Origin of the sequence: Micromonospora phytophila, assembly GCF_023656545.1 — a bacterium.
In the GTDB taxonomy this organism is placed as follows: Bacteria; Actinomycetota; Actinomycetes; order Mycobacteriales; family Micromonosporaceae; genus Micromonospora; species Micromonospora phytophila.
This window is the reverse complement of record NZ_JAMOKF010000005.1, coordinates 54,387-80,991: the sequence shown is the minus strand read 5'-3', so window position 1 is coordinate 80,991 and position 26,605 is coordinate 54,387. Positions and strand designations below refer to the sequence as shown.

Below are 26,605 nucleotides of genomic sequence, written 5' to 3'. Positions count from 1 at the left end.
TACTCTGCCTGCATGAGGGGCTCCTCCTTCGTCGTGAGACGTGAGCACCCCGAGCATCCCGCCCGGGACCCACGAGGAGCGAGGCCCCGCTCCTTCATGCCATCACGGACGTCCTGAGACCCGACATTGCCGCCGGTTCGGCCCGGTGAGAACTTTCCATACGTCTTCAAGGCGGCCGCGAGCGGCCGCTGCGCACCGCTCGGGGCACGCCGCGCCTTGCCGCTTCGCTCCCGGCGCGGCGACCCCGGCGGTGCGCGGCCTGCAGCGGGCGCCACGAAGCCCAGCGTCGTCTCACGCAGGCGGCGCCGGGCAGCTTATGGGCATTGCGACCATGGTCAGCTCACGTCCACGGCGCCTTTACGATCTGGCGGTCACGCAGCGGTTGGCGCTCGCGCCTGGCGCAGGTATCCGCCGTTTTGTCATGGGGGGCCGCCTGGTGGCGATGGTAGTTCGGGTGGGTGTCTTCGGGCGCGGCTCGCGTCGGCGATGGCGATTGCGGCCAGGACCGCGGTGGCGGCGGTCGCGGCCAGCAGCGGCGGCAGGTGCAGCATCACGGGTGTGACGGCGGCCAGCAGGAGCAGCCCGATCGGCCGGTCGCGGGACACGCGGGCGAATGTCGCGTACTCGAAGATGGCCCGCCCGGCCAGGAACAGCGCGGGCCCGCCGAGGATGACGGCGGTCCAGGCCGATCGCGCATGTGCGAGTGGATGGGCGATGACCAGTTCCTGGCCGACGGCGGTCACTACGATGCCGGCCACCATCACCACGTGGGAGTAGACCATCGGGAGGCCAACGCGGAGCGGGTCGCGGGCCGCGCCGATGGCCGTGCCCAACAGCTCCCCAGCGCGGAAGATGTAGATCCGCCACAGCAGGACCGTGGTGGCGAACGACACCACGAGCGCCGCGCTGCGGTCCGCTCCAAGGCCGCTGCCGCTGAACGCCAGCCCGGCGACCAGGATCAACTCGCCGAGCGCGATGATGAAAATCTGGCGGTAGCGCTCGGCCAGGTGCCCGCCGGAGATCGCGAACTCCGACGAGCTGGCGCGGCCAAGCCCCGGCGCGGGATAGCGGAGTCCGAGCGCCGTGGAGTCCACGACCACCGCCAGCGTCCACAGCGCGGCGCGCGCCGAGCCCTGCGCGAGGGCCCCCGCGATCCACGGCAGCGCCGATACGCTGAACCAGAGCAGCTGCCGCAGGAAGAGGCGCTGCGCCTCGTGGCCGCGCAGGACGAGCACGACGAACACACAGCGCCCGAGCTGGATGGCCAGGTATGCGCCCGCGAAGACCAGGCCTCGCCTGCCGAACGCCTCAGGCGTCACGGCGGCCAGCACCAGGCCGCCGAGCATGGACGCGGTGACCAGCAGCTGGACCTGCGGTCGTTGCGGGTCGAAAATGTCGGTCAGCCCCGCCATGTGGGCCCAGACCCACCAGAAGGCCATCAGCAACACCAGCGTCTGGAAGGCGCCGCTCCAGCTAAGGTGCTGGATCAGCCCGCGCGAGAGCTGGGCCAGCGCGAGGACGAACACCAGGTCGAAAAACAACTCCAGGAACGTCGCCCGCTGCGGATCCCGGGGTTCCCGTATCAGCCCGGCTGCCCTACTCGTCATCGGCTTGCCCGTTCTGCCGGCTACACCCTGGTATTGAAACAGTCGTACCATGCCGGCATGCCTTAGGAGTTGCCGACAGAGACGCTGCGCCCAATCACCACTGCGGGGCCGAGCGGTGGCGATCCTTCCCGCCACCCGGAACAGGCGAACCGCAACCGCTGCGGTGGCAGGGCCGTACGGCGCGTTCCGCGACGGCCGCGCAGGGGCGGTGCCTCCGGCGGGTAGGGCCTCCGGCCCTACGACCCGGATCCCGCCTCCGGCGGCAAGGGCTACCCGCCCTTGAACCCGGGCGGCTCCGGGAAGGCCAGCCGATTCGGCGCCGCCCGTCGCACACCGGAGGCAGCCAGACCGCGCCCGCCCGGTCCAGGTCGTTCGTCCAGTGGGGCGCTCCACCTGGACCGGGCGGGCGCGGTCTGGCAGGACGAAGCCTGCGCGACGGGAAGCCGGCACCAGCAGGAGGCAAGTACAGGCCCACCGGTCTGGGAGAGAACGGGGAGACGATCTTGCACGATGCCACTTTTCCTGCCTCGCCAGACCAACAAGCACCAACACCCTGACCAGCGCGAATAGCCAGGCGTCCACGTCACACATGGGACTTGACCTTGTTCGGGACGAAGAGGTCCTGAGTTCATGGCCCACCGTGCCCCTGACCCGGCCCGATGGGATGGGGACCACCTGGGGACGACACGTCCCGCCGGAACGCCCACGCACCGCAATCCAGCCGGCGCCTCGCCGCCCGGTAGATCGCGGCTGACGTGCGCGAACGTCTACCGCTACGTCCTGGGGGTCAAGGGGTCGTCGGTTCGAATCCGGCCGTCCCGACAGCGAGAGGGTTTCCGCAGGTCAGTGACTTGCGGGAGCCCTCTTTTCATTGCTTGGCATGGATGCCTGGTCTAGCACGCCGCTGTTGGACTCCTTGACTTGGGCAGGTTGTCATGCCAATACTCGATCTTCACAAGCTCACCGTAGGGCTGTCCCCGGACGTGGGGCGGCCTTCTTCGGGACTGGGACCGCTCGTTGCGGGCGGCCAACTACCCGGAGACAACCCGCTACAACTACCTCCTCGCGGCGGCGCAGTTGGGCCGGTACCTGGGGGAGTACTCGCCGGATCCGGACGCCGATGACGCCGCCGACGATCCGTGCTGGCGCGGGGATCGGCAGTCCCGGCCGGGGCCGCAGCGGGGCCGGCTGGGTGCCCACCTCAAGCAGCGCATCGTCGACGTCACGCCAGGCGGAGGGGCGGCCTTTCGCTGGAGCGGCGGCACCGTAGCCAGCGACTTGTGCTGAGTCGCCGCTGTGGCCGCGGTCGGGGGTGGCGCGTCGCGACGCGCCGCCCCCGACCTGTCGCGAGTCGCGGTCAGTCATGGCGAGCTACCGGGATGAAGGCGAGCGGGTCGATGTGGCAGACGCGTCCGCCTGCGGGCCGGCTGCGACGTTTGGGGCGCGCGGCATCGGGCTCGACGCGTGTCGTGTCGCGGTCAGTCATCGCGACTCCTGTTGGTGAAAACCAGGAGGTCGGCGCTGTAGCTCGGACCGTTGTCGCCGGCGGGCCAGCCCTGGCGTGCCGCCTCGGCGTCGGCTCGGGTGGCGTAGTAGAGGAACTCGTCGCCGTCGCCGGGGGCGGTGACAGCGACGATTTGCAGGATGTGGGTCAAGCCGGCGGCGCGGGCAGCAGGCAGGAGTTCGCTGAGGCGCTCGGCGTAGGTCGTGCCGGGTTCGCCGGGCGCCGCGGAACTGACGGCGGCGATCGCGCAGGTGTCGGCGGTCATGATGAGCCGGCACGCGGCGAACAGGTCGGCGATGCTGACCGGCGTCCGGGTTGTGTGCCGTAGCGGCCAACGCAGAACGACGAGGCTGACGGGTTCGGTGAGCGCGTCGAGGTCGGCGACCTCGCTGGGATCGGTGATGGACAGGTACGAGCGGGACGTGTGAGCGCTGGCGTGCTCCAGCTGTGGGTCGCACTATCGGGACGGTGGCTGTGGCATGAACGTCACGGCGCCGTGCCCGAGAGGTCCCGGTCGGCACCGAGGACGAGATCGTCACACCCGCGGCGCACGGTTCATGGCTTCTCGCGCTCACGCCCGTACCGTGCAGGTCCGCGCCGGGCACCCTGTCCTCTGTGCACCACCCGAGCGGCCCTGCCGCAGCTCTACGGCCTCAGCGGCAGGTGGGGATCCGACGATTGTCAGCCCCCACCTTCACCGCCGCCTACGGACAATTGAGCGATGCTGCCGGTGTCAGCGCCCGGTGGACACGATGTTTGAGGAACGCCCGTTCTGCTCATCGCGCTTCAGGCGCTTCGCAGTCTGCTTCTCCTTGATCGTCTTACCCTTTTTCTTGACGTTCGCCTTGGTCGTCGAGTCCTTGGACATGATCGAACCTCCTGAAGCAGGTCGGTGAACGTGCAGCGTGTTACTCGCCTGATCGCGGCGTGCAGGTGACGGAAGACCCGCGCGGCGTGCGCGAAGTCTTCACTGCACGCCGACCCTACGCTGTTCCAGCTCTTGCCGACGTTGGGAAGTGCATCGCCGGTGGTGGGGCAATGGTTCGTGTTGCCCCACCGATACGAACCCCATTCCTACGGTAGGCGGGTCGGGATGGGTAGGCGCACGTCGTTCTCTTGGGTGACGGTAGGTCCCATGGCGGCTGTGGGGTACGCGGGAATCTGACGCCGGTCTGTCGGTCTGCCCCCCGTTTACCCCCCGAAAACCCCCGCCTGTGGTTGACAACCAGTGACAAGAAGCGATCATCGCTTAGGCGTTTCTGTGCAGCTCAGCGCCTACTTCTGACAGTCAATGACAAGGTCGGGATGGCTACGTTCGGTAACAAGGGGGTCGTCGGTTCGAATCCGGCCGTCCCGACTTGTTGACCTGGGGAGATGAAGATCTTCCTAGGTAACGGCGGTAACATTCGGTAATGGATGATCTTCGTTGGCGGTAACGGCATGGACCGTTGGCCGCCGGTCTGCTGGCTGTGGAACGCTCTGACCTGCCGCTTCATCACCGTCTTGGATGAAGTGGCACGTTGGTCTCTTGATTCCGCGTCAAGCGCTGCAGATGTTGCCAGCTGTCGCTACGTCCGGCGGTTCGACGAGCCCTCGGTGCGCGACAGGATCGTCGGCTGACCCTGGTCTTGGTCTTCCTGAGGTGACGGGTGCGCAGTCGAGCCCTGATGATTCGGGCGCCGCCGCGGTCGGCGGCGCCCGTGCCGGTGTCACCCTCCGGGCCGACGAGTCCGGGAAGCTCGGACGTCCCGCGACCCCTCCTTGAAGGACACCGTCGCCGCCTCGATCCCGGTCACTCCCGGCGGTTCAGCGCAGCAGGACCGGTCCGGCGTCGATGCGGGTGCGGAACAGGGCGTACGGCTTGCGCCGCAGGTCCTGTCCCCGCTGGTACTTCGGCTGCCGGTGCAGCTGGTTGGCGGTGACGTAGAGGTGCCCGTCCGTGGCGACGGACATGGTGTCCGGCCAGAGCAGACGGGGATCGTGCACGACGGTCTCGTACTCTCCGTCCGGTCGGCGGCGCAGCACGGCGTTGTTCTCGTACGAGGTCAGGTAGAACCGGCCGGCGTCGTCGGTCTCTAGGCCGTCGGAGCCGCCGCCCTTGTCACCCTCGTCCGCCACCGTGGCGGCGACCAGGTCCTCGGTGAGGGCGCGGTCGGCGAGCGCGTCGGTGGCGACGCTGTACCAGCGGCGGGAGGCGAGGGGACAGTAGTGCAGCCGGGAGCCGTCGGCGGAGATGGCGATCCCGTCCGACCCCATCGACAGCGGCTTCGGCGCTCCGTCGGCCGGGCGTTCCAGGAACGGCCGTCCCTCGACGATCGGCCGGTAGGTGGACAGCGGCTCGGCCTTGGTGGAGGGGTGGTCGTGCAGCCGCCGCCAGGACGCGCCGCTGGCCAGGTCGACCACGACGATCCCGTTCGGCCCGGAGTCCGAGGAGTCGGTGATGTAGGCGATCCCGGCGTCACCCCGGCGCAGGTCGAACCGCACGTCGTTGAAGTACGTCGAGGGCAGCGCGACGTCGGTCGGGAAGGTGATGACCTGGGCGACGGAGTTGCTGCCCAGGTTGACGCGGACCAGTTTCGGCCCGCCCGGCTGCGTGGGCCGGAACATCGGGCTGCCGGTGTCGAGCACCCAGAGCCGGTCGGCCGGGTCCACCACGATGCTCTGCACCGAGACGAAAGCGCCGGCGTCGTCGTCCCGGGCGGGCTGGTTCCAGGCCTGGTCCGGGAAGGGCACCTCGCGGCCGTCGCGTAGCTCGACCACCGTGGCGGGCACCTCGTCGCCCCACTTGGGGAAGTTCACGAAGACCCGGCCGGTGTGCGAGACGCTCACCCCGGTGGGCATGGGCCCGGTGAAGGTGTGCACGAGTTCGAGGTCGCCGACGGGTTCGTCGGCTAGGGGCCCGTTCATCCGCTACTCCTGACTATCGGCGCGACGCCTTCTTCCCGAAGCCCTGAGCGGCAAACGCCTGGGTAAGCGCTGCCCGCCCGGCGTGTGCCTCACGAAGTCACCGTGATTGGGTCACCGGACCGTGACAACGCCAGCGGGTGCTCGCCGCTGCCGACGACCAACATCTGCCGCTTCGACGGAAGGCGAGGCAGCGTGCACGCCGGGCGGCCCGACCCGGCCGGACAGGGCCTGTCCCGTCGGCGGCACCGAGAGCGCCGGCGAAGAAGGCACCGGCCAAGAAGGCCGCGCCCGCACGGGCCAGTACGACGAAGGCCACCCGGGCGCGGTGAAGAAACCCACCACCATGGAGTCCTTCGGCAACCGGCGGACTGCCCGCAAGACCACACGCTGACCCGCCCGCGACCCGGAGAGCGGGCGCCCGACGGGGCCCTACTGTCCGCCCACGGCGGTTTCGGTGCGCAGACCGAGCCGGGCGACCGCCGCCGTGGCGAGCCGGGTACGGGGGCAGCGAGACGTCCAGGACCCTGAACACCACCGGCTGGATGAGTAGCCGACCCACCGAACGTGCTCGGCCAACAGATGTGCCAGGTACGCGGTGGTTCGCCTCAGGGTCGTGGCGCTGCCGACGAACCACCGCCCCTACCGGGTCCTCATCGCTCCGTTCGTGTCGAGCCGACCGGCGACACGCCCCCGCGCACCGATCATCGGGCGGGCTCGAAGACGGCGCGTACGCAGCCGTCGATCTTGTTCTTGAACATGTTGTATCCCTGTGGCGCCTCGTCGAGTGGCATGGTGTGTGTCGCGAGGTGTTCGGTGACCAGTTCGCCGCGTGCCATCCGGTCGAGCAACATCGGGATGTAGCGGTGTCCGTGCTGTTGCGCGCCGCGCAGGGTGAGGCCCTTGTTCATCAGCGCCCCGAGCGGGAACTTGTCGACAAGGTTGGCGAAGACGCCGAGCAGGAACACGCTTCCGCCCTTGCGGCAGTGGTAGATGGCCTCCCGGGCGGCGATCGGACGGTCCGATTCCAGGCGCAGCTGCTGTTTGACCTGGTCGTACAGGTATTGCGGTCCGGTGCTGTGGGACTCCATCCCCACCGCCTCGATGCACACGTCAGGCCCGCGCCCGCCGCTGCGTTCCAGCAGTTCACCGCCGACGTCCTGGGTCTGGTAGTTGAGCGTCTCCACCCCCAGGTACTTCTCCGCCATCTGCAGTCGATTGGCGAAACGGTCGATGATGATCACCCGCTCCGCGCCGAGCAGGACCGCAGCGCGTGCGGCCATCTGGCCCACCCCGCCCGCGCCCCACACCGCGACCACGTCACCGGCCTTGACCCCACCGAGGTCCGCGCCCATCCAGCCGGTCGGGGCGGCATCGGAGGCGAAGAGAGCACGCTCGTCGCTCACCTCGTCTGGGACCGTGAAGGCCCCCTGGTCGGCGTACGGAACGCGGATGTACTCGGCGTGGCTGCCCGCGAAGCCGCCGAGCGCGTGCGAGTAGCCGTAGCAGCCGCCGGGTGCGAAGCCCCAGATGTTCTCGGTGATTGCGGGGTTGGTGTTGCCGTTGTCGCACAAGGAGTACTGCTGCTGCTGGCAGTACCAGCAGCGGCCGCAGGAGACGAACGAGCAGACCACCACCCGGTCGCCCACCTTGTGCTTACGCACCTGCGGGCCGACCTCGACCACCTCGCCCAGGAACTCGTGCCCGAGGACGTCGCCCCGCTCCATGAACGGGATGTACCCACCCAGCAGGTGGAGGTCGGAGCCGCACGTCGCCGTCTTGCGCACCCGGATGATGGCGTCCTGCTCGTTGCGCATCGTCGGGTCCGGAACCTCGTCCACCGACAGTTCGTTGACGCCTTGCCACAACAGTGCCTTCACAGTCGCCCCTCGCGGCGACCCTGCCGCGTCGCCATCTGCAGCGGTTTGTTGACTGCCGTCGTCTGGGTGGTGGGTGGAGAGTCGGGGTGCAGCACCTCGCCGGTCTCCAGCAGCTGCTTCGCCTCGCGCAGTGCGGCGCGGATCGCCTGGTTGGGATCGCGACCCGCGAGTCGCCTGGCTCCCGCGGTCACCGGCGACTGGGCGCCGTCACGCAGCCGTACCGCCAGCTCGATGCCGCGGTCGGCCGGGGCGCGGCGGATCTGCACGTCCACGGCGTCACCGAGACCGGCCAGTGGCTCCGGAAGTGGCGAGTCCGGGGTCAGCTCGTCGCGGGCCGGGTTCACGGTCAACACGTGCCACCGCGGTTCGCGCCGCATCAACGGGGCCCGCTGCCAGGGCCCTTGACGGCCCGACGGAAGTAGGAACCTGCGGAGGGCCAACCCCCCGACCACGATGAACCCCGCCTTGACCAATGCCCTCATGTACGCCCCCGAGTCGACCCCACCCGTCGCCGCAGCTGCCCGACCGGCGGCTCCGTCACGGACAAACCTGTCATATCGGTGCACTGTCACGCTGGGGATTCCCGCACCCGGCAAGGGGCAGTCGTATGGGCGCGACACCGCCCGGGCGAAGGACGTCACCGCTCGACGAGCAGCCGAGCCACGAACACGCTCCAAGACGCCCGGCAGTCAAATTCATGCAATCCGCGTCGCCCTCCACCTCATGATTCGCCCTATTGGTTCCGTTGCGAGGAGCCGGTTATCGTGGGCGTCGGTGGGTAGCCACCGGCCGTGAGCAGGCCAACCGACGACATCGGCACCCGGTCGGACACCAGCCGTGCCGTAGCGTTCAGCGACGCCGTCTTCGCCATCATCATCACGCTGCTCGTGCTGGATCTCCGGGTGCCGGACGTACCGCCCGGTCGCCTGCTGTCGGGGCTGCTGGAGCAGTGGCCGAGTTACGCCGCCTATCTCGCCTCGTACACCTACGTGGCCATCGTCTGGCTGAACCACAAGGGCGCGTTCAATCGCGTCAAGGAGAGTGATCGGGGCCTGCACTGGGTGAACCTCTTCGTCCTGTTCACCACCGCGCTGCTGCCGTTCCCGACCGCCGTCGTCTCGCACGCGCTTCAGCAGCACGACCAGCAGGACCAACGTGTGGCCGTCGCCTTCTACGCGCTGATCGGCGCGCTGCTTTGCGCCAGCTGGCTGGCGTTCTTCCACTACCTGGCTCGGCGCGAAGACCTGCTCGAGGAGGAGGTGAGTGAGCGGCACTTCCCCGCCGAGCGGGTGCGGGCACTCGTCGGGGTCATCCTCTATGCCGTCGCAGGGCTCATCGGGTACCTGGTCGCACCGCTCGCCGGCCTGGTGATCTTCGTCGTGCTGCCGGTGTTCTACGCCGTCACCAGCGCCGGTCTGTACCAGGTGCCTCTCACCCGCCGGATCACCCACCGCCCTCCGCCACCCAGCTGAGGGCGGGCGAACCGCCGTTTTACCCCGGCGGGCGCGGGTACCCGCCGCAATCCGGTTCGAGAGGGGAATCCGAGGTGAACTACACCGAGTTCATCCAGTCCGTGGCAGCGCGACCGAAGGTTCCGCCGGGGCAGGCGGAACCGATCACCCGCGCCACGCTCGAGACGTTGGCAGAACGGATCACTGGCGGCCAGGCGAGGGAACTCGCCTCCCAGCTCCCTGAGGAGCTACGAGGCCTGGTGCGTAGGCCCACCGAAGATCCGGAACGGTTCGGGCTGGCCGAATTCTTCGAACGGGTGCAGTCCCGGGCCGGGGTGGATCGCCAGGTGGCCACCGACGGAGCACAGGCCGTGCTGGATACCCTTCGTGAGGCGGCCAGCGCGAAGGAGTACGGGGACCTTGTCGACCAGTTGCCGCAGGAGTTCTGGCAGTTGACCGGGCCGCGGGCGGGACGGCTCGAGACCCGCCGGGTCGGCACCTAGCTAGGGCGGGCGGACCCGCCAGAAAGCTCGGGCGGTAGCGGCGCCGGATGCGCCGCTACCGCCCGTTGGAATCGGCGGCGAGGGACGCTACCTGCGGCTGCCCTGCCCCGTGTCGATTGAGGTAGCGGCGGGTGTGGGCCCTCCCGGCCAGGGCGGCGCGCAGCGGAGTGGGCAGCGGGCCCATCGCCGCACGATCAGACCGGCTGCCGCCGGCCCTCCGCCGGCCAGCGCTGCGCGCAGCCCGCCACCGACGGCGGCGACCCTGGCGTCCATCGGGCAGGGGTCCAGCGGCAGGTCGAGGGTCACCATGCCGGTCCGGTCGATGCCGTTCCCCGTCGGACACTCCCGCGAACAGCACGCGGAGACGTGGCGGCACCGGCCGGGCCGGGTAGGTACGGCGCAGCGCGTCCGCCGTCAGTGCGCACATCAGCTCGCCGGCGTGCGCCCTCAGGGGCCGGTCCGCGCGGAGCACCTCCTCGGCCGGCAGGGCCGTGGTGACGAGGCGGCTCAGGGGGCGCCGATCGACGCGTACGGCGTCGGCACCCGCATGGCCGTCTCGTACGACGCGCCGTCCCTGGACCGCGCGTACAAGCTGGTGGCGGTCGGCGACGGACCGGTGCTCAAGCTGTCGCCCGGCAAGGCCACCCGGCCCGGCCCCAAGCAGGTCTTCCGTGATCCCGGCGGGGACAGCGGTGACGTGGTCGGGCTACGCGAACGAGCCGCCACCGGGCGACCGCCGACCGCTGCTGGCCCCGGTCATGGCGACGGCCGTCGGGTTGGCCCGGCCCCCGGCGAGGTACGCGAGCGCCACCGGTTCGACGCCGATCTCGCCTGGCTCCCGGAGGCGGCCCGCAGGCTGGCCTACCCGACGCCACTGACCGCCACCGTCAGTCCGGCACTCACCGCCCTCCACCGCCGGATCGCCGAGCGGAGGGCGCCGACCTCGACCGGTGCCGTCCGCCGAAACGGTCGGTGACGCTACAACATCTCCAGCGGTTGCGGGCCGGCCGGCGGCGGGAACGCCGTGTCGAGTGCCGCCACGTCCTCCTCAGTCAGATGCAGGTCTCGCGCTTCGCCGTTCGCCCGGGTGTGTTCGGGCCTGGACGATCGGGGGATGGCCGCACCATCTCCTGCCGCAGCAGCCAGGCCAGCGCCACTTGAGCGGGCGTGGCCCGGTGCCGGGCGGCGATCTCCGCGACCTGGGGGTGGCCGAGCAGTCGGCCCTGCTCGATCGGCGAGTACGCCATCACCGGGATTCGGTGCTCGCGTAGCCACGGCAGCAGGTCGTACTCCGGAAACCCACAGATGGGTCGGCGTGGCTGCGCGATCTTCGTCGCGATCTTCGGGCTGAACTCACCGGGGCCTACGGACGCTGACGGCCCACCTCGACGACACCGTCAGCTACGCCGGACGACATAGCGTGCCGGCGGGTTAAGTTTCGCTTATGGCTTGTGGATCAACGAGGGAAGCTCGGTACCTTGCCCGAATGCGACACATCAAGACCACGATCGCCGCGCTCATCTTGGGTCCGCTGGCCTGGGTCCTGCTCGCCGCTGGGCAAGGCCGGTCCCTCCGGGTGTTCGAAGATGCGCAGGAAAGTGGTGGTGGGCTCGATCCCAACGCTTTGTTGAAGCCGTTGCTGGTGCTGGCGGCTGCTGGCCTTCTCCTCGGGCTCATCGCCACCGTCCGGATCTCCCCGCTCGGCTCAGTGCTGACCGGACTGGCGTACTCGGTCAGCTACGTAGGCCTGTTGTTCAGCCCGGTACGGCTGCTGGACCTACTCAGCCACAAGCTGAGCGTGGCGGGTTATCAGATTGACTTGCTCACCCCCGTACGGACCGGGACGACGCTGCTGCTGGGCTCGCTGCTCCTGGTCGGGGTCGCCAGTGTGCAGCGGTGGCGGCGCTGGCCGCAGTCGGACGCCGATGAGCCGACACTCGGTGTCCCGGCCAAGATCATTCCGCCGGTGTCGGAACGAGACCGCCCGCTCGAGGCGGATGGATTCCGCCCGCTCGGCGCCGACCGGCTCGGCTCGACGAAACGGGCTGAGGATCCGACGAAGCGGGGTAAGGCCGACGAACCGGGGCCGGCGATGGTCGGCGGCCCACGCTGGATCGATTCGCTGCGCAGCGATTCCAGGAACGAGCCCTGGCAGTCGGACGCGACGCGCTGGCAGTCCCCGCCACGGCGGAAGGGCTAGCTACCGGAGCTGACCGAGAAGCCCGCGTCAACGGTTCAGGCAAGTCGGCAAGGCGTGGTCCTCGACCGCGCCGTGCCGCTACTCCTGACCGTGTCGGGCTCGAAAATTGAGTTTTGGCTACGCCGCCTGCGAGTATTCGTTTATCAAACACCGAGGATTGGGCGTCGCTGGACCCGGGCGGCGTTCAGGTCTACGACCTGCGGCGGCGGGTTCGGTGGCTGCTGGTCCAACGATCGATGTGGGCGGTGGCCGTTGTAGCTAGTCACGTACTCGTCGAGGACTGCCGCCAGATGCCGTTCGCCGACGATGAGCATCCGGTCGGTGCATTCGCGGCGTACCGTGCCCGCCCACCCACCGATCGGCGAACGCGTTCGCCTGGGGCGCCTGCGGCGGGAGTCTTGATCACCTGGATGCCCTCAGCAGGGAAAGCCGCGTCGAAGACGGCCGTGAATTTCGTGTCCCGGTCGCGGAGCAGGAACCGCAGCCCAGCAGCACGCTGACCTTTCAGCCTCAGTAGTCCGACTTCTCGCCTGCCGCCTCGACGCGGAACGCGGGGTACTGCGCCGCGATGGCCGCGAACTCGGCCAGGGGTGCGTGCCGGTCGACGGGGACGTGCGGCCGGGCTCCGGGTACCGTCGCCAGGTACCGCTTGAGGATCGGTGCGCGCTCGTCGACCGGCACCTCGACCAGCCGGCAGGCCCGGGCCCGCCCGTGCCGGATGGTCACCAGCCCGTCGGCCGTCCGTACGTTGCGGACCCAGTTACAGTCCTCGCCCAGCATCGATACCAGATACCAGTCGCCCTGCCAGTCGGCCATGCCCAGCGGGAACCGGGTCAGCCGTCCGCTACGGCGTCCGGCGACCTCCAGTGTCACCCAGCGCCGGGGTAGCAGGCCGGCACCATGAACGGCCGCCCACACCCGGGCGAACCGGCGGGCCGCCGCGTTGCCGCGGCCCCCCGCGTACATCGCGCGAATGGCATTCTCGGACAACGGCCAGCTCCCCAACTTCGCCACCACATCCTCCTTCGACCGGTCCGGCCTATCCGGGCTTCAGGGTTGGCGATCCCGGGCGGAAAATGCAGGGTACAAGGTCCCGGTCACCCCGACCGTTCATCCTCGGTAGCCCTCCAGAGTGGGAAGAAACCGCAGATCGGGTACAAGCTGTCAGCGAGGCATTCGGGCCGAGGAGCTGCTTCGCCAGGCCATGCGGGCCGACACGGCGCTACAGGACCAGAGCGCAGACGAGTACCGCTGGCTGATCGACCCGGTCAGCGGCGAAATCATGATGTGGACCGCCGACGGCGGCATCGACGGGAGGACACCCGTGGACCTCGACGAACTCGACCTGGTCCCGATCGAGGCGTTACCGCCCTCCGTCTGGCACTGCGACATGGTCGACTTTGCCGAGCGGGTCAGCGACGAGCAGGCGGGCCGCAGGCTCTTGCGGGCCGTCCACGGCAGGGGTGCCTTCCGACGGTTCAGGGACGAACTGCACGACGAGTATCCGCACCTGCTGACGGTCTGGCACGCCTTCCACCAGGCTCGGGCAACCCGCCGGACCATTGACTGGCTGCTCGACAGCCTGATCGATGACGCCGCCGCGAGCCGCTGTCGGACGAGCACCCTGACCCGGATGTGCCGTGAGTCGAACAGGCCGAAAAGACGGAGGCAGCAGAGCAGGGTGATCGGACCTATTCGACTTCTCCGAGTAGTGCGGTCCGCCATGCGAAGACGCGAGCCCGCATTTCGGCGATCTCATGTGGCGCTAGACCGTAGTCGGTGAAGTCTTCGTCGTCGAAGCGGTCGACGTGGCGAAGCATCGCGGCGAACACGCCTCGGTCGAATCCGTCGTCGGCGGCGTGCGCGAGGTCGCCAGAGCTGGTCGAGGGTGTACCGACCGCTGGTGATGGCGGCATCGATGTCGAGGAAGTCGCGGGCGGCTGCCCGGTTGTAGAGGGCGTCCATCTTGCCGGCCATGACGTCATCGGCGTGCAGGACCGGACCGATGTCCATCTGGACGGGCGGCTGGGCGCGCCAGTTCGCAAACCAGTTCCACGCGGTGCTGCTGGTCCAGGTGGGCCGGGTCGGTGACGTGCAGCCGAGCGAAGGTGTCGAATCGAAGGTCGATCTCGACGCGGTAGCCTTCGGCGCGGTAGGCGGCGAACACCTCGTCCACGGCGGTGGGGAAGTCGGCGCGGCGTTGCCAGTCGGCGAACAGTTCGACGTCTTCGCTGGGGCGGTCGAGGATGCCGTGTGCGGCGATCGCGTGCCCGCCGGCCAACGCGAACCCGTACCGGCCGCCGAACTGCAGGGCGATCTGCGCCAGCCGGCGATGGATCGGCGGGGTCTGGCCGGCCACTATGCGGCGCGACGGCGAGCGCTGGCCAGTTCGGGGAACCGTGCTTCCCGCAGATGGCGAACCTGTGGGGGCAACACGAGGCTGGGCCACAGGCGTAGCAGGGTCTTGCCGTTCAGCCATCGAGTGAGGTCGTCGGGGGCGGTGGCCTCGCGCAGCACGGTCTCGTACATGCTGGCCAGGCGACGCGGGCTGCTCAGGTCGTAACGCGCCCGCCCGGACCAGTCGAGCCGGCGATCCAGGCTCACCTCGCCGCTCGTTGGTCCCCGCAGGTCGTCCAGCCGGTTGGCGACGACGTAGGGCCGCTGGTCGGCGTAGCGGGAACCGGCCGGTGCTCCGCCGGCACTACCTGGCGGTCCGGCGGGTGCCGTTTCCGGGCCATCGCCGAGCGCCTCGGCTCCGGCGGCTTCTACCAGCTGGGCATGCCCCGGTCTGGCCGGGACGACAACCCGTCGTTGGGCACCGGCGCGAACGCCCTCGACCAGTCCGGGCACATCGCATTCCTGTTCATCAGCGCTCTGACCCCCGCCTAGCGGAGCCCCGGCACCTCAATGGCCGGGGCTTCGTCGTGGCTATGCCACGCAGAGGCCGGTTCAGGCGGGAATGACACCTGTCCCGTCGGGTACGCGAGCATCGCAACTGTTGATCCAACGTGCTCGAGAAGGGAGCCCGCGATGAAGGGCACAATCCTCACGGGGTTGAAGAAGAAGGCGCGGTCGATCATGGTGCGCCGCCGCGGCAGGAACAACGTGATCACCACGCCGACCAAAGCGAGAAGGCCCGGCAGGCGCTATCAGTGAGAGCGTGACCCGGCCGCAGCAGCGCAGGTCAGAAGGGGATGATGGGGCCGCCGCCGGCGAGGCCGGCGTACAGGCCGGGTTGCCCGGTCAACACGTTGCACCCGTTGTCGACGGCGGCGAGCAGGGCTCCGGCCGCGTCGAGGCGACCCACCGTGTCATAGACAACGGTGAGGGCCCGCCAATTGAACGGGTCGACGGTGAGCACCGCGGCGGCGGGGTGGTTGACGAGCAGGTCGAGCCGGTCGCTGTCGGCGACGGCCCGGGACGCCTCGGCAAGGCACATCACCGGCACCCCGAAGTGGCAGTCCTCGTCGGCGACCTCGGCGATCACCTCGCCCACGTCGATGCTCGCCCGGGTGAAGGCGAGGATCGCGGAGGCGTCGAGGATGACCCGGATCGGGCGGTCGTTCACGCGGCGCGCGCGGGCAGTCCGATCTGAGCACGCAGCTCAGCGTCCAGCTCGGGGGTCCACCGGTCGCGGGCCTCGTCGAGCTTCCGCCGGGCGCGGGCCTTGCCCTCGTCGTCGACGACGATGCCGGCGGCGGCGAGGATGTCCTCGCCGCGGGCGCCGGTGTCGGGGCTGCTGTTGGCCATGTGCGCAGGATACCCCTGGTAGGGGCGGGAGTCACCAGCAAACGCGGGCCGCCTGGGCCGCGGCGTGCTGGGGCTGCTGGTGCTGCCGGGGCAGGTGTGGCGCAGTCTCCGAACCCTCAGCACGTGCCGACCTACGCCGGGCTCGCCATCTGGCTTTCCGCAGCCGAATTTGGCGACGTTGCGACTTGGGTCGGCGCCATGGCGAACGTCGCGACCCTCGGTTTCGCCCTCGTCGCGTCGCTCGTGGGCTTCCCGGTCTACAAGATCGAGTCCGCCCGCGACCAGCGCGCCGAAGATGAGCGGCGGGAACGCGCGGCGGACGAGCGGCGCAGCCAGGCCCAGCTCGTCTCGGTGTGGTATGGGCAGGGTGTGCAGACGATCTACGAATCGTTCGGCGTGCGTGGCATGACGAGGAACCTATTCGTGTGGGGGCTCACATCCTCAACGCCTGCAACCTGCCCATCTACGACGTGCGGGTCGTCTTCTCGCTCATGCGCCTGGACCCCATGGTCGACTCGTTCGTGGCCGAGTCGATCCGGGTTGTGCCTCCTCATCAGGATGAGTTGTTGATCGAGGTGCCCCAGGCCCTGGCGTCGAAGGTGTCATCGGAGGTGCTGCGCGGCGGGATCGACGTGAGCTTGGAGTTCCGCGACGCAGCGGGAAGGCGCTGGGTGCGCGGCGGAGGGGTTTTCTGTTCGACGTGACGCCCCCGGCGGGGCCTCCACCGGGCTGCGGCCGGCAAGTGACCAGATCGCGGTAGGGCAGGCAGAGGGCCCGCAGGAAGCTCCTGCGGGCCTTTTCGTTGCGCGCAACCGCACAAGGTGTGACGCCCCGTACTGGGACAGCTTGCGACGTCGTCCGCAACCGGTTGGGCACCATCTGCCAAGCAGGCGACTGGGAATCCAGCCGGGTGGCCCGGGTGGAGCGCCCCGGCGCCTGTTCGCCATCCGCTGAACGTCCTGTACGGCATGGGTGGGGATCTGAGGTCAGCCTGCGCCAGACGCCGAGTAGCCGGGGATCGGGTACGCCGACAGCAGGTCCCGCACCTCGCCCGCGACGGCCGCCACCGCTTCCTGGTCGTCCTTGACCGCTGCGACGACCAGCCGATCGATCCACTCGGCGACCTGCGGCATGTGCTCCTCGGTGAGTCCGCGCGTGGTCAGGGCGGGTGTGCCGAGGCGTAGGCCGGAGGGGTCGAACGGCTTGCGCGGGTCGTACGGCACGGTGTTGTAGTTCAGTTCGATGCCGCCCAGGTCGAGGACCTTCGCCGCGGGCTTGCCCGCTATGCCCTTGGTGGTGAGGTCGATCAGGATCAGATGGTTGTCGGTGCCACCGGTCACCAAATCGAAACCGCGTTCGGTCAGCGCGTCGGCGAGCGCCTTCGCGTTCGTGACGACCTGGTGGGCGTAGCGGCGGAACGCGGGTTGGGTGGCTTCGTTCAGCGCGACGGCGATCCCGGCGGTGGTGTGGTTGTGCGGTCCGCCCTGGAGGCCGGGGAAGACCGCCTTGTCGACCTCGGTGGCACGGCCGGCGGAGGTCATGATCATGGCACCGCGCGGGCCCCGCAGGGTCTTGTGGGTGGTGGTGGTGATGACGTCCGCGTGACCGACCGGGGAGGGGTGGGCGCCCCCGGCGACCAGGCCGGCGATGTGGGCGATGTCGGCCACGAGGACGGCGTCCACCTCCTGGGCGATCTGGGCGAATGCGGCGAAGTTGATGGTCCGTGGGACGGCCGTGCCCCCGCAGAAGATCAGCTTTGGCCGTTCGGCCCGGGCGAGGTCGCGTACCTCGTCGAAGTCGACGAGGCCGGTTCGCCGGTCGACCGTGTAGCGCACGGGACGGAACCACCTGCCGGTGGCCGAGACCGACCAGCCGTGGGTGAGGTGGCCGCCCATCGGCAGCGCCATTCCCATCACCGGGTCACCGGGCTGCGCGAAGGCCAGGTACACCGCGAGGTTGGCCGGTGACCCCGAGTACGGCTGCACGTTGACGTGCTCGACCCCGAACAGCGCCCTGGCCCGATCGATCGCCAAGGTCTCGATCGGGTCGATGAACTGCTGGCCCTCGTAGTACCGGCGGCCGACGTAGCCCTCGGAATACTTGTTGGTCAGCACCGAGCCGGTCGCCTCGAGGACGGCGGCGGAGACGTAATTCTCGGACGGGATCATCCGCAGCTTGTCGTGCTGGCGGTGCGCCTCCGCCTCGATCAGGTTCGCGACCTGCGGGTCGGCGGCGGTGAGATGCGTAATGGGCGGTACGTGCACGCGACACTCCTCGCTGGTCACACCCGGCACCCAGGCGCACGGTACCGCGGTCACTCGCTCCCCGGTGGTACTCCACCTCACAGCGCCAGTCACGTGGACGGTCCGAGCCTAGAGCCGAGCCCTCGCCTCGACAATCACCGCCGCGCTTCGGCAGGCTCACGCCTGAGCGTCACGCGGCTCCTCCCGCATCGATAACCTCGGCCAACTGTTCCAGCACCCGGGCGGCCAGGGCGTGCGGCGTCGGATCGTCGAACAGCGCCAGAGCGGGTATCCCCAGTCCGAGGGCGTCGGTCAGTCTGGCAGCGAGTTGGAGGGCCGACAGCGAGTCCAACCCGGACTCCCAGAGCTGCAGTTCGGGATCCAGCGGTTCCGATGACGTGCAGCCCAGCACCGCGTCCACCTGTTCCCGGATGCAAGTGAGGATTTCCTGGTAGCGCTCCGCAGGGGGGATTCCCGGGAGGCGTTCCCGCAGTGGGCGGTCCCGGTCGGGGCCGCCTGGAGACGGTAAGGGTGAGGTCCGCACGGTGAGGTCATGGAGTACGACCGGCAGCCGCCCCTGCTTGTCGTGCAGCGCTCGGCGGTTCAGCGCGACCGGCGTGAGGCAGGCGTCGGTGGCCCGGAGAGCGGCATCGAGGAAGTCCAGGCCCTGCCGCTCGTCCATCGGCGCGAGCCCGATGCCCGCCATGCGTTCCCGGTCGCGTTCGGTCAGTCCCGCCGCGAGTCCGTCGGGCAGATCCCACAGTCCCCAGTTGAGGGAGAGCGCGGGAAACCCCTGCGCCCGCCCCCAGGATGCGAAGCCGTCGAGGAACGCGTTGGCGGCCGCGTAGTTCGCCTGCCCCGGCCCGCCGAGCAGCGCGATGACGGACGAGAACAGCACGAACTGTGCCGGTTTCAGGTCTCTGGTCAGTTCGTAGAGGTTCAGGGCGCCGGTCACCTTCGCCCGTAGCACGTGCGCGAGTCGTTGCGGTGTGAGTCGGGTGATCGCGCCGTCGTCGATGGTGCCGGCAGCGTGCACCACGGCGGTCAGCGGCCGCTCCGGCGGGATGTCGCGCAGCACCCGCGCCAGTTGCGCCCGGTCCGCCACGTCGCACCGCACCACGGTCACCGACGTGCCGAGATCCGTGAGGTCACGCGGTTCTGCGCTGTTCGACCCGCTACCGCGGCTGAGCAGCAGCAGATGACGTAGGCCGTACCGCTGGACCAGGTGCCGGGCGACCAGCCGGCCCAGCGCGCCGGTGCCGCCGGTGATGAGCGCCGTGCCCGTCGGATCCATGCCGGCTCCCGGTACGCCGACACTCGCGTCGACCCAGGGAGCGAGACGGGGCCGAAGCAGCACGCCGCCCCGTACCGCGAGCTGCGGCTCGGCTCCGGTCACCGCCGCCAACACGCCGTCAGCGGCCGATCGCGCGTCGTCCGCGTCGACGACGAATATCCGTCCAGGGTGCTCGCTCTGCGCGCTGCGGATCAGGCCCCAGGCAGCGGCAGCTGCGAGGTCCCGCACGTGCTCGCCCGGTACGGCGGCCACGGCTGCTCGGGTGACCAGCACGAGCCGGGTGTCGGCGAGCCGTCGGTCCGCCAGGAACCGCCGGACGAGCAGCAGGGCGCGCTCGGTGGCCGTTCGGACCGCCTCCGACAGGTCGACGTCGTCGGAGGCGACGACCGCCAGCAGAGCGGCCGGTGCCGACCAGCCGGAGTCCTCCGGGCTGATCAGGACGGTGTGGGGGTCACGGTCCAGAGACAGCTGAAGCTGCCCGACGTCGGCACCGGCTGCCCGCAGCAGGTCGGCCAGCCCGAGGGCGTCCGTGCCGAGCACGTCGACCCGCCGGGTGGGGATCCGTCGTTCGGGGGCGGGCATCCGGGGCCAGGTGAGCCGGAGCATGATGTCCCGAGTGCCGCCGGGCCTCGCAGTCCGAGCCGTGATGGGCTCGGGCCGCAGCACCACCGCGTCGACGGAGGCGACCACCTGGTCGTGCGGGTCCCACAGGGTCAGCCCGACGACCAGCGCCCCCGGTGCGCGCCCGCGCACCACCGTCTGGGCGGCGGCGACAGCGGCCCCGGGCCGGGTGATCCGCAGGCCCCGGAACTCTGTCGGCAGCTGGGGGCCGGCGGAGTCGGGCAGGGTGGCGCGCAGGACGTGCAGCGCCGCCTCCACCGCTGCCAGGGGTGACTGGAACGCCTCTTGCGCGGGCCCTGCTGTGCTCGACGCCTGACGGATCAGGGTGGTGGCCGTGTCGCCGCACACCTCGGCACCGGTCACCACGGTGAAGGCGGGCCCACACCGCACACCGAGCTCGGCCAGTCGTTCGTACAGTTCCTCCGCGCCGACCGTCGCCGCCCCCGGCGAGGCCGGGACGGACGAGGCGCGATGCGGGTCCGCAGCGGTCGGCGGCGCGGGGAGGTCCTCCCGCAGGGATCCCGTGGCGTGCCGTTGCCATCCGCTGGTGGCCGCACCGCCGGACGGGCGGGACCGGACCGCCAACGACCGCCGCCCGGCGCCGTCCCGCGGTCCCACTGTCACTCGCACGTCGATCGCTTCACCGGGGGTCAGCACGAGGGGAGTATCGAGCGTGACGGACTCGACGGTCGGACAGTTGACGGCCGCGGCCGCGTGCGCGGCCCATTCGAGGTACGCCGCGGCGGGCAGCACCGGAAGATCGTGCACGAGGTGGTCGGCGAGCCAGGGGTGGGACTGCGCCGACAGCCGCACGGCGAGCACCAGGCCGTCCCCGTCGGGAAGGTCCAGGCTGGTGTCGACCAGCGGGCTCCGCCCTGAGCCGGGAGCGGCGGGGCGGCGGGGCGGGGCGGCGTCGAGCCAGAAGGTCCGGCCCTGGAACGGGTACGTGGGCAGGGATACACGCCGTACGCCCGGCCCCGCCAGCACCTCCGCCCACCGCACCGTGGTGCCGTGCACGTGCAGTTGAGCCAGCGCGCCAAGTAGCGCCGCTGCCGCTGGGCGGCCCCGGCGGAGGGCGGGCACCAGAACCAGGTCGTCGCCCGGGACGCACCGGCTGGCCAGTGCGGTGAGCACGGCGTCCGGGCCCAGCTCCAGCCAGCGGCGGACCCCCTCCTCGTGCAAACTGCGTACGGCGGAGGCGAAGCGGACGGGTTCACGGACCTGACGTACCCAGTACTCCGCGGCCGACAGTTCGTCCGGCTCGGCCGTCCGCCCGGTCAGCCCGGAGACGAGCGGAATCGTCGCCGGGCGGTAGGTCAGGGATCGCGCCACCCGCGCGTACTCCGTGAGCATGGGTTCCATCAGCGGCGAGTGGAAGGCATGGCTGACAGCTAGCCGCCGGGCCCGGCGGCCCCCGGCCCGCCACCGCCCGGCGATGTCCAGCACGGGCTGCTCGGCACCGGACACGACGACGGCGCCGGGTCCGTTGACCGCGGCGACCGAGGCGCTCGTTTGGCGGTGCAGCAGCTCCTCCGCCTCCGCCTCGCTGGCATCCAGCGCGACCATTGCGCCGCCGGCCGGCAGTTCACCCATCAACCGGGCGCGAGCCGCGACCAGCACACAGGCGTCGGGCAGGGAGAGCACCCCGGCGACGTGGGCGGCGCTCAGTTCGCCGATCGAGTGGCCCGCGACCAGATCCGGACTGAGGCCCCACTGCTGGACCAGCCGGAACAGAGCCACCTCCAGTGCGAAGATGGCGGGCTGCGTCCATTCGGTGCGGTCGAGCAGCGCGGCGAGCGGGTCGTCGCCGGTCGCGAACATCACGCTGCGCAACGGGCGCGCCAGGTGTGGGTCCAGCTCGGCGCAGACCTCATCCAGCGCGGTGGCGAAGGCCGGGTACGAGGCAGACAGCTCGCGCCCCATCCCGGGCCACTGGCTTCCCTGGCCGGTGAAGAGGAAGGCGAGCCGCCCTGGCCGGGCGACTGCCTGGAACGTGTCGTCCGCCGGGCGGCCGTGCACCATCGACCGCAGCGCCTCGGCGAACCCGCTCCGGGTCTCGGCCAGCACCACGGCACGGTGGTCGAAGAGTGTCCGACCGGTCGCGAGGGAGTGGCCGATGTCGGCCGTCCGGGCGTGAGGAATCTGCGTCAGGTGGTGGAGCAGGCGCCCGGCCTGGGCGCGGAGTGCTTCCGCGCCCATGGCGGACAGTGGCCATGCCACGAGGGTCGACGCTACGGACTCGGGCTCCGACGGGATCTCGCCGGCGGGCGGCGGCTCCTCGATGATGACGTGAGCGTTGGTTCCGCTGATGCCGAAGGATGAGACGGCGGCCCGGCGGGTTCCGCGCCCCGGCTCCCAGGGTTGGTTGCGGTGCAGGAGTCGGGTGTTCCCGCTGTCCCAGTCGATCTCCGGTGACGGGGTCTCGCTGTGCAGGGACCGGGGGAGGACGCCGTGTCGGAGCGCCAGCACGGCCTTGATCACGCCACCCACGCCGGCCGCAGCCTGGGCGTGCCCGATGTTCGACTTGAGGGAGCCGAGCCAGAGCGGCCGGTCCGCCGCTCTGCCACGTCCGTATGTCTCGAGTACGGCCCGCGCCTCGATCGGGTCGCCCAGGACCGTTCCAGTGCCGTGTGCCTCGACCAGATCCACGCCGTCGGGACGCAGATTGGCGTCCGCCAGGGCCGCGCGGATCACCCGTTCCTGGGCCGGTCCACTGGGTGCGGTGAGGCCGTTGCTGGCACCGTCCTGGTTGATCGCACTGCCGCCCACGACGGCCAGGATCGGATGCCCGTGACGCTGCGCGTCCGAGAGCCGTTCCACCAGGAGCAGGCCCGCCCCCTCGGCCCATGCGGTGCCGTCCGCGTGGGCGGAGAACGGCTTGCAGCGGGCGTCCGGCGCCAGTCCGCGTTGCCGGCTGAAGTCGAGGTACATGCCAGGCGTGGCCATTATCGTGACGCCTCCGGCCAGCGCCAGGTCACACTCGCCGCGACGGAGCGCCTGGGTGGCGAGGTGCAGCGCGACCAGGGACGAGGAGCAGGCGGTGTCGACGGTGAGGGCGGCACCCTCGAGGCCGAACACGTAGGCGAGTCGCCCCGCCAGGACACTGGGGGCGATGCCGGTCAGCATGCGGCCTTCCAGCTCCGGCGGCGCCTCGTGCAGCCGGGGACCGTAGTCGGAAGGCATCGCGCCGACGAAGACCGCCGTCCGGCTGCCGCCCAGCGAGGTGGGATCGATGCCGGCCCGCTCGAAGGTCTCCCAGGCGACCTCCAGCAGGACTCGCTGCTGCGGATCCATTGTCAGCGCTTCGCGCGGGCTTATCCCGAACAAGGCCGCGTCGAACCGTGCGACGTCCCGGAGGAAGCCGCCGCCCCGCGCATACGTCGTGCCGGTGGCCTGGGGATCCGGGTCGTGTAGCCGCTCGAGGTCCCAGCCGCGGTCGTGCGGGAAGCCGGACGTACCGTCTCGTCCGTCGACGACCAGTTCCCACAGGTCCTCGGGTCCCCGTACTCCCCCGGGGAACCGGCACGCCATGGCGACGATGGCGATCGGCTCGCCGATGACGTCAGGGTCCGCTGTCCGGCGCTGCTCGACTGGTTGTCGCTCTTTCGTGGACAGCCGCCACAGGTGCCGGGCCACGGCCGCCGGCGTCGGATGGTCGAACAGTTCACTGGCCGGCAGCGGGATGCCGGTCTGCCCGCTCAGTCGGCTGCGCAGTTGGACCGAGAGCGCGGAGTCCAGACCGAGGTCCCGGAAGGCGACCCGGGAGTCGATCTCGTCGGGATGTTGGTGGCCGAGCAGCGCGGCGAGGTGGCGGCGGACCAGGTCCAGCGCTGCCGCCTCGTCCGTCAGACCGCCGGCGGGCTCCGCGCTCGCCGGTCCGCTCGTAGTGGCTGCCGGCCCGACGAACTCCTCAGCTGTCGCTGCGGTACGCGCCACGCCACCGATCCAGTGACGCCGCCGCTGGAAGGCGTAGGTCGGCAAGGCCACCCGGCGCGCGCCGGTCCCGGCAAAGGAGGCCGTCCAGTCCACGGGGGCACCCCGGATGAACGCCTCGGCCAGGCTCCGCAGGAACCGGTCCAGGTCACCCTCGTCGCGGCGCAGTGTTCCCACCACCTGGTGCTCCGCCACGAGGGGCTGGCCCCCGGACAGGTCCTCGATCGTCTCGGTGACCGCCGTCATCAGAACCGGGTGCGGGCTGACCTCGATGAACAGGTCATGGCCGGCTTCGAGGAGGCCACGGGTGGCATCGTGGAAACGGACGGTCTCGCGGAGGTTCCGGTACCAGTACCCGGCATTCAGCGAGCCGCCGTCGACGAGCTCGCCGGCCAGGCCGGAGTGGAACGGGACGCGGGCCGGCCGAGGCTCGATCCCGGCGAGCGCGGCCAGGATCTCGTCGCGCAGCAGGTCCACCTGCGGCCCGTGCGACGCGTAGTCGACGTCGATCGTCCGGCTGCGTACGCCGTCGCGGTCCAGAATCCGCCGCAACTGGGCCAGGTGCGCCCCACTGCCTCCGACGACGGTCGAGGACGGGCTGTTCACGACCGCGATGGAGAGGCTGTCACCACCACCCGATAGGTAGGGTGCCACGTCCGCGGGCGGCAGGGCGACGGAGATCATCCCCCCGGTGCTGGCGAGTCGCGTGAGGGCACGGCTGCGCAGGGCCACCGTCCGCGCCGCGTCCGGCAGCGAGAGGGCCCCGGCGACGTGCGCCGCGGCGATCTCGCCCTGTGAGTGCCCGACCACGGCATCCGGCTGTACGCCGTGTGACTGCCACAGCGCAGCCAGTGCCACCATCACGGCGAACAAGGCTGGCTGAACGACGTCGACGCGCGTCAACGGGGCGGCACCGGGGGTCCCGCGCAGGACTTCGGTGAGGCGCCAGTCGGTGAACGGTTGCAACGCCCGATCGCACTCGTCGATCGCGGCCCGGAATACGTCGGACGCGCGCAGCAGGCCCTGCGCCATCCCCCGCCACTGCGAACCCTGGCCGGGAAAGACGAAGACCGTCCGGACGGTCGGCGGGCCGGCTCCGACGACCGCGTTCGCCGCGGGTTGGCCCGCCGCCAGGGCGGACAGGCCGGACATCAGACTCGCGTGGTCCCGGCCGACGACGACGCCGCGGTGTTCCATCGTGTCCCGCGTGGTGGCGAGGGAGAACGCGATGTCGACGGGGTTGGCGTCCGCCGGCAGTTGGGCGAGCAGTCTGCCCGCCTGGTCTCGCAACGCTGTCGCGTTCCGGGCGGAGAGCACCCACCCGTACGCGTCGGCCTGGGGCTGTCCCGCCGGTCTCTCCAAGCGGGTAGGCAGTGGTGCCGCAGCGAGCAGCAGGTGACAGTTTGTGCCACCCACGCCGAAGGAGCTGACCCCGGCGACCCGTCGGTCGTGCGGACGGGGCCACGGCCCGAGGTGCCGCTGGATCGCGTACGACCGTCGCTCACCCAGCATCGGCTGGTACGAGCGGAAGTTGAGGCTCGGGGGCAGCTCTCCGTGCCGGATGCTCAGCGCCGCCTTGAGGAGACCGGCGAGGCCGGCCGCTGCCTCCAGGTGTCCGATGTTGGTCTTCACCGAGCCGACCCGGAGGGGGTCCGTACGGCGGTCGTCGTCGCCGAAGACCGCGTCGAGCGCCGCACCCTCCACCGCGTCGCCCTGTGGCGTTCCGGTGCCGTGAAGTTCGACGTACTGGACGTCGCGGGGAGTAAGGCCCGCGGCGCGCAGGGCACGGATGATGACCGCCTGCTGTCCCGCCACGCTCGGGACGCCGACCGCCTCGGTCGCCCCGTCGTTGTTGGTTGCCGAACCGAGGATCACGCAGACGATGTCGTCTTCGTCGGCGAGCGCGGCGGAGAGTGGCTTCAGCACCACCAGGGCGGCGCCCTCGCCGGGTACAAAGCCGTTGGCGCGGGCGTCGAAGGTGTGGCACCGGCCGTCGGGGGAGAGCACGCCGAACTGGGAGGCCCGCACGTACGCTTCGGGGACCAGGTTGAGGTGCACCCCGCCGGCCAGCGCCACCTCGGCCTGGCCGGACAGCAGGCTTTCGCAGGCGAGGTGCACCGCCACCAGCGACGACGCCTGTCCCGCGTCGACGGTGAGGCTCGCGCCGGTCAGGCCCAGGGCGCGGGACACCCGGTTGGCGATCAACCCACGTTGCAGGCCGGTGAACGCCTTGGTGCTGATCTCCGTCACATCCCGCTGATGGAGCAGCGTCTCGTACCCGGCGGCGATGGCGCCGACGAAGACGGCGCCCCGGACGCCGCGCAGTCGGCCCGGCCCGATGCCTGCGGCTTCGACGGCCTCCCAGGCCAGTTCGAGCATGAGCCGCTGTTGAGGATCCGTCGCCGCCGCCTCCTGGGGAGACATCCGGAAGAACGCCGCGTCGAAGTCCTCGACACCGTCGATGAACCCGCCCCAGCGGCTGACCGTGCGGCCCGGGACGGCGGGGTCCGTGGAGTGGAAACGGTCTGCGTCCCACCGCGAGGCGGGGACGGTGGTGATGGCGCTGCCTCCGGTACGGAGGAGTCTCCAGAAGCTGTCGACGTCCGGTGCCCCCGGGAGTCTGCACGCCATGCCCACAACCGCGATGGCACCCTCGACGGGGTGGTGTTCGCCCGTCACCGTCTCGTCCTCTCGTCGTGGCTCGGCAGGGGACGG

At 70.4% G+C, this 26,605-nt stretch carries 22 protein-coding genes, 2 pseudogenes and 1 riboswitch; of the genes and pseudogenes, 9 read left to right on the top strand and 15 right to left on the bottom strand.

Features of this window, described 5'->3' with window-relative positions; genetic code table 11:
- Window positions 1-419: 419 nt before the first annotated feature.
- Entirely contained in the window at window positions 420-1,742 is a 1,323-nt protein-coding gene (locus tag NCC78_RS01985) for a low temperature requirement protein A (protein WP_250791324.1), read from the bottom strand.
- 882 nt (window positions 1,743-2,624) lie between these two features.
- On the opposite strand from NCC78_RS01985, the gene NCC78_RS01980 reads away from it, so the two are divergent.
- Complete coding sequence (locus NCC78_RS01980; protein ID WP_250791323.1) at window positions 2,625-2,894, top strand: hypothetical protein; 270 nt, start codon at window positions 2,625-2,627, stop codon at window positions 2,892-2,894.
- A gap of 191 nt (window positions 2,895-3,085) precedes the next feature.
- Here the strand turns inward: NCC78_RS01980 and NCC78_RS01975 are convergent, their stop codons facing one another.
- Both NCC78_RS01975 and NCC78_RS31930 read right to left on the bottom strand, forming a co-directional pair.
- Window positions 3,086-3,376 (bottom strand): hypothetical protein, encoded by a 291-nt coding sequence (locus NCC78_RS01975; protein ID WP_250791322.1) that lies wholly within the window; start codon window positions 3,374-3,376, stop codon window positions 3,086-3,088.
- Window positions 3,377-3,844: 468 nt separating this feature from the next.
- A complete protein-coding gene (locus NCC78_RS31930; protein ID WP_280175161.1) occupies window positions 3,845-3,979 on the bottom strand; it encodes a hypothetical protein in 135 nt (44 codons plus the stop codon).
- A gap of 548 nt (window positions 3,980-4,527) precedes the next feature.
- Between NCC78_RS31930 and NCC78_RS01970 the strand changes: the two genes are divergently transcribed.
- Window positions 4,528-4,731 (top strand): hypothetical protein, encoded by a 204-nt coding sequence (locus NCC78_RS01970; RefSeq protein ID WP_250791321.1) that lies wholly within the window; start codon window positions 4,528-4,530, stop codon window positions 4,729-4,731.
- Window positions 4,732-4,917: 186 nt separating this feature from the next.
- Here NCC78_RS01970 and NCC78_RS01965 read toward each other — a convergent pair whose 3' ends face one another.
- From NCC78_RS01965 to NCC78_RS01955, 3 genes are all read right to left on the bottom strand, one after another.
- The gene (locus tag NCC78_RS01965; RefSeq protein ID WP_250791320.1) at window positions 4,918-6,018 is read right to left on the bottom strand and encodes an L-dopachrome tautomerase-related protein; all 1,101 of its coding nucleotides are present in this window, start codon (window positions 6,016-6,018) and stop codon (window positions 4,918-4,920) included.
- A 701-nt stretch (window positions 6,019-6,719) separates the two neighbouring features.
- Window positions 6,720-7,895, bottom strand: coding sequence for a zinc-dependent alcohol dehydrogenase (locus NCC78_RS01960; protein ID WP_250791319.1), 1,176 nt, complete (start codon window positions 7,893-7,895; stop codon window positions 6,720-6,722).
- Window positions 7,892-8,245 (bottom strand): hypothetical protein, encoded by a 354-nt coding sequence (locus tag NCC78_RS01955; RefSeq protein ID WP_179804417.1) that lies wholly within the window; start codon window positions 8,243-8,245, stop codon window positions 7,892-7,894. Before NCC78_RS01955 ends, NCC78_RS01960 begins: the two co-directional genes overlap by 4 nt.
- Before the next feature lie 441 nt (window positions 8,246-8,686).
- On the opposite strand from NCC78_RS01955, the gene NCC78_RS01950 reads away from it, so the two are divergent.
- The 3 genes and pseudogenes from NCC78_RS01950 to NCC78_RS01940 form a co-directional block, all read left to right on the top strand.
- Window positions 8,687-9,367 carry a TMEM175 family protein gene (locus NCC78_RS01950; protein ID WP_250791318.1) on the top strand — a complete coding sequence of 227 codons (681 nt, stop codon included), beginning with the start codon at window positions 8,687-8,689 and terminating at the stop codon, window positions 9,365-9,367.
- Window positions 9,368-9,441: 74 nt separating this feature from the next.
- The gene (locus tag NCC78_RS01945; RefSeq protein ID WP_250791317.1) at window positions 9,442-9,849 is read left to right on the top strand and encodes a DUF2267 domain-containing protein; all 408 of its coding nucleotides are present in this window, start codon (window positions 9,442-9,444) and stop codon (window positions 9,847-9,849) included.
- 505 nt (window positions 9,850-10,354) lie between these two features.
- A pseudogene (locus NCC78_RS01940) lies at window positions 10,355-10,825 on the top strand (nicotinate phosphoribosyltransferase); the annotation flags it as partial.
- Window positions 10,826-10,901: 76 nt separating this feature from the next.
- On the opposite strand, the gene NCC78_RS01935 reads toward NCC78_RS01940, so the two are convergent.
- Window positions 10,902-11,096, bottom strand: coding sequence for a hypothetical protein (locus tag NCC78_RS01935; protein WP_250791315.1), 195 nt, complete (start codon window positions 11,094-11,096; stop codon window positions 10,902-10,904).
- A gap of 239 nt (window positions 11,097-11,335) precedes the next feature.
- On the opposite strand from NCC78_RS01935, the gene NCC78_RS01930 reads away from it, so the two are divergent.
- Window positions 11,336-12,049, top strand: a complete 714-nt coding sequence (locus tag NCC78_RS01930; RefSeq protein ID WP_250791314.1) for a hypothetical protein — start codon at window positions 11,336-11,338, stop codon at window positions 12,047-12,049.
- Between the two features lie 143 nt (window positions 12,050-12,192).
- Here NCC78_RS01930 and NCC78_RS01925 read toward each other — a convergent pair whose 3' ends face one another.
- Together NCC78_RS01925 and NCC78_RS01920 are read right to left on the bottom strand one after the other, a co-directional pair.
- Window positions 12,193-12,363 (bottom strand): integrase core domain-containing protein, encoded by a 171-nt coding sequence (locus NCC78_RS01925; RefSeq protein ID WP_250791313.1) that lies wholly within the window; start codon window positions 12,361-12,363, stop codon window positions 12,193-12,195.
- Between the two features lie 196 nt (window positions 12,364-12,559).
- Window positions 12,560-13,063 (bottom strand): nitroreductase/quinone reductase family protein, encoded by a 504-nt coding sequence (locus tag NCC78_RS01920; protein ID WP_250791312.1) that lies wholly within the window; start codon window positions 13,061-13,063, stop codon window positions 12,560-12,562.
- A gap of 190 nt (window positions 13,064-13,253) precedes the next feature.
- On the opposite strand from NCC78_RS01920, the gene NCC78_RS01915 reads away from it, so the two are divergent.
- Window positions 13,254-13,832: a UPF0158 family protein gene (locus NCC78_RS01915; protein WP_250791311.1), complete on the top strand. Its 579-nt coding sequence runs from the start codon at window positions 13,254-13,256 to the stop codon at window positions 13,830-13,832.
- Here the strand turns inward: NCC78_RS01915 and NCC78_RS32345 are convergent.
- Both NCC78_RS32345 and NCC78_RS01905 read right to left on the bottom strand, forming a co-directional pair.
- Window positions 13,741-14,408, bottom strand: a pseudogene (locus tag NCC78_RS32345) (nucleotidyl transferase AbiEii/AbiGii toxin family protein). The gene NCC78_RS01915 and the pseudogene NCC78_RS32345 overlap by 92 nt on opposite strands.
- Window positions 14,408-14,653 (bottom strand): hypothetical protein, encoded by a 246-nt coding sequence (locus NCC78_RS01905; RefSeq protein WP_250791309.1) that lies wholly within the window; start codon window positions 14,651-14,653, stop codon window positions 14,408-14,410. Before NCC78_RS01905 ends, NCC78_RS32345 begins: the two are co-directional and overlap by 1 nt.
- A gap of 426 nt (window positions 14,654-15,079) precedes the next feature.
- On the opposite strand from NCC78_RS01905, the gene NCC78_RS31925 reads away from it, so the two are divergent.
- A complete protein-coding gene (locus NCC78_RS31925; protein WP_284706202.1) occupies window positions 15,080-15,205 on the top strand; it encodes a hypothetical protein in 126 nt (41 codons plus the stop codon).
- Between the two features lie 28 nt (window positions 15,206-15,233).
- Here NCC78_RS31925 and NCC78_RS01900 read toward each other — a convergent pair whose 3' ends face one another.
- Both NCC78_RS01900 and NCC78_RS01895 read right to left on the bottom strand, forming a co-directional pair.
- Complete coding sequence (locus NCC78_RS01900) at window positions 15,234-15,617, bottom strand: hypothetical protein (protein WP_250791308.1); 384 nt, start codon at window positions 15,615-15,617, stop codon at window positions 15,234-15,236.
- Window positions 15,614-15,799, bottom strand: coding sequence for a hypothetical protein (locus NCC78_RS01895; protein ID WP_250791307.1), 186 nt, complete (start codon window positions 15,797-15,799; stop codon window positions 15,614-15,616). Before NCC78_RS01895 ends, NCC78_RS01900 begins: the two co-directional genes overlap by 4 nt.
- Window positions 15,800-16,224: 425 nt before the next feature.
- Between NCC78_RS01895 and NCC78_RS01890 the strand changes: the two genes are divergently transcribed.
- A complete protein-coding gene (locus tag NCC78_RS01890) occupies window positions 16,225-16,503 on the top strand; it encodes a hypothetical protein (RefSeq protein WP_250791306.1) in 279 nt (92 codons plus the stop codon).
- Window positions 16,504-16,785: 282 nt separating this feature from the next.
- On the opposite strand, the gene glyA is transcribed toward NCC78_RS01890, so the two are convergent.
- Complete coding sequence (gene glyA / locus NCC78_RS01885; protein ID WP_284706201.1) at window positions 16,786-18,063, bottom strand: serine hydroxymethyltransferase; 1,278 nt, start codon at window positions 18,061-18,063, stop codon at window positions 16,786-16,788.
- A 21-nt stretch (window positions 18,064-18,084) separates the two neighbouring features.
- A riboswitch (ZMP/ZTP riboswitch) is annotated at window positions 18,085-18,166 on the bottom strand.
- A 66-nt stretch (window positions 18,167-18,232) separates the two neighbouring features.
- Window positions 18,233-26,569, bottom strand: coding sequence for a type I polyketide synthase (locus tag NCC78_RS01880; RefSeq protein ID WP_372495028.1), 8,337 nt, complete (start codon window positions 26,567-26,569; stop codon window positions 18,233-18,235).
- Window positions 26,570-26,605 lie beyond the last annotated feature (36 nt).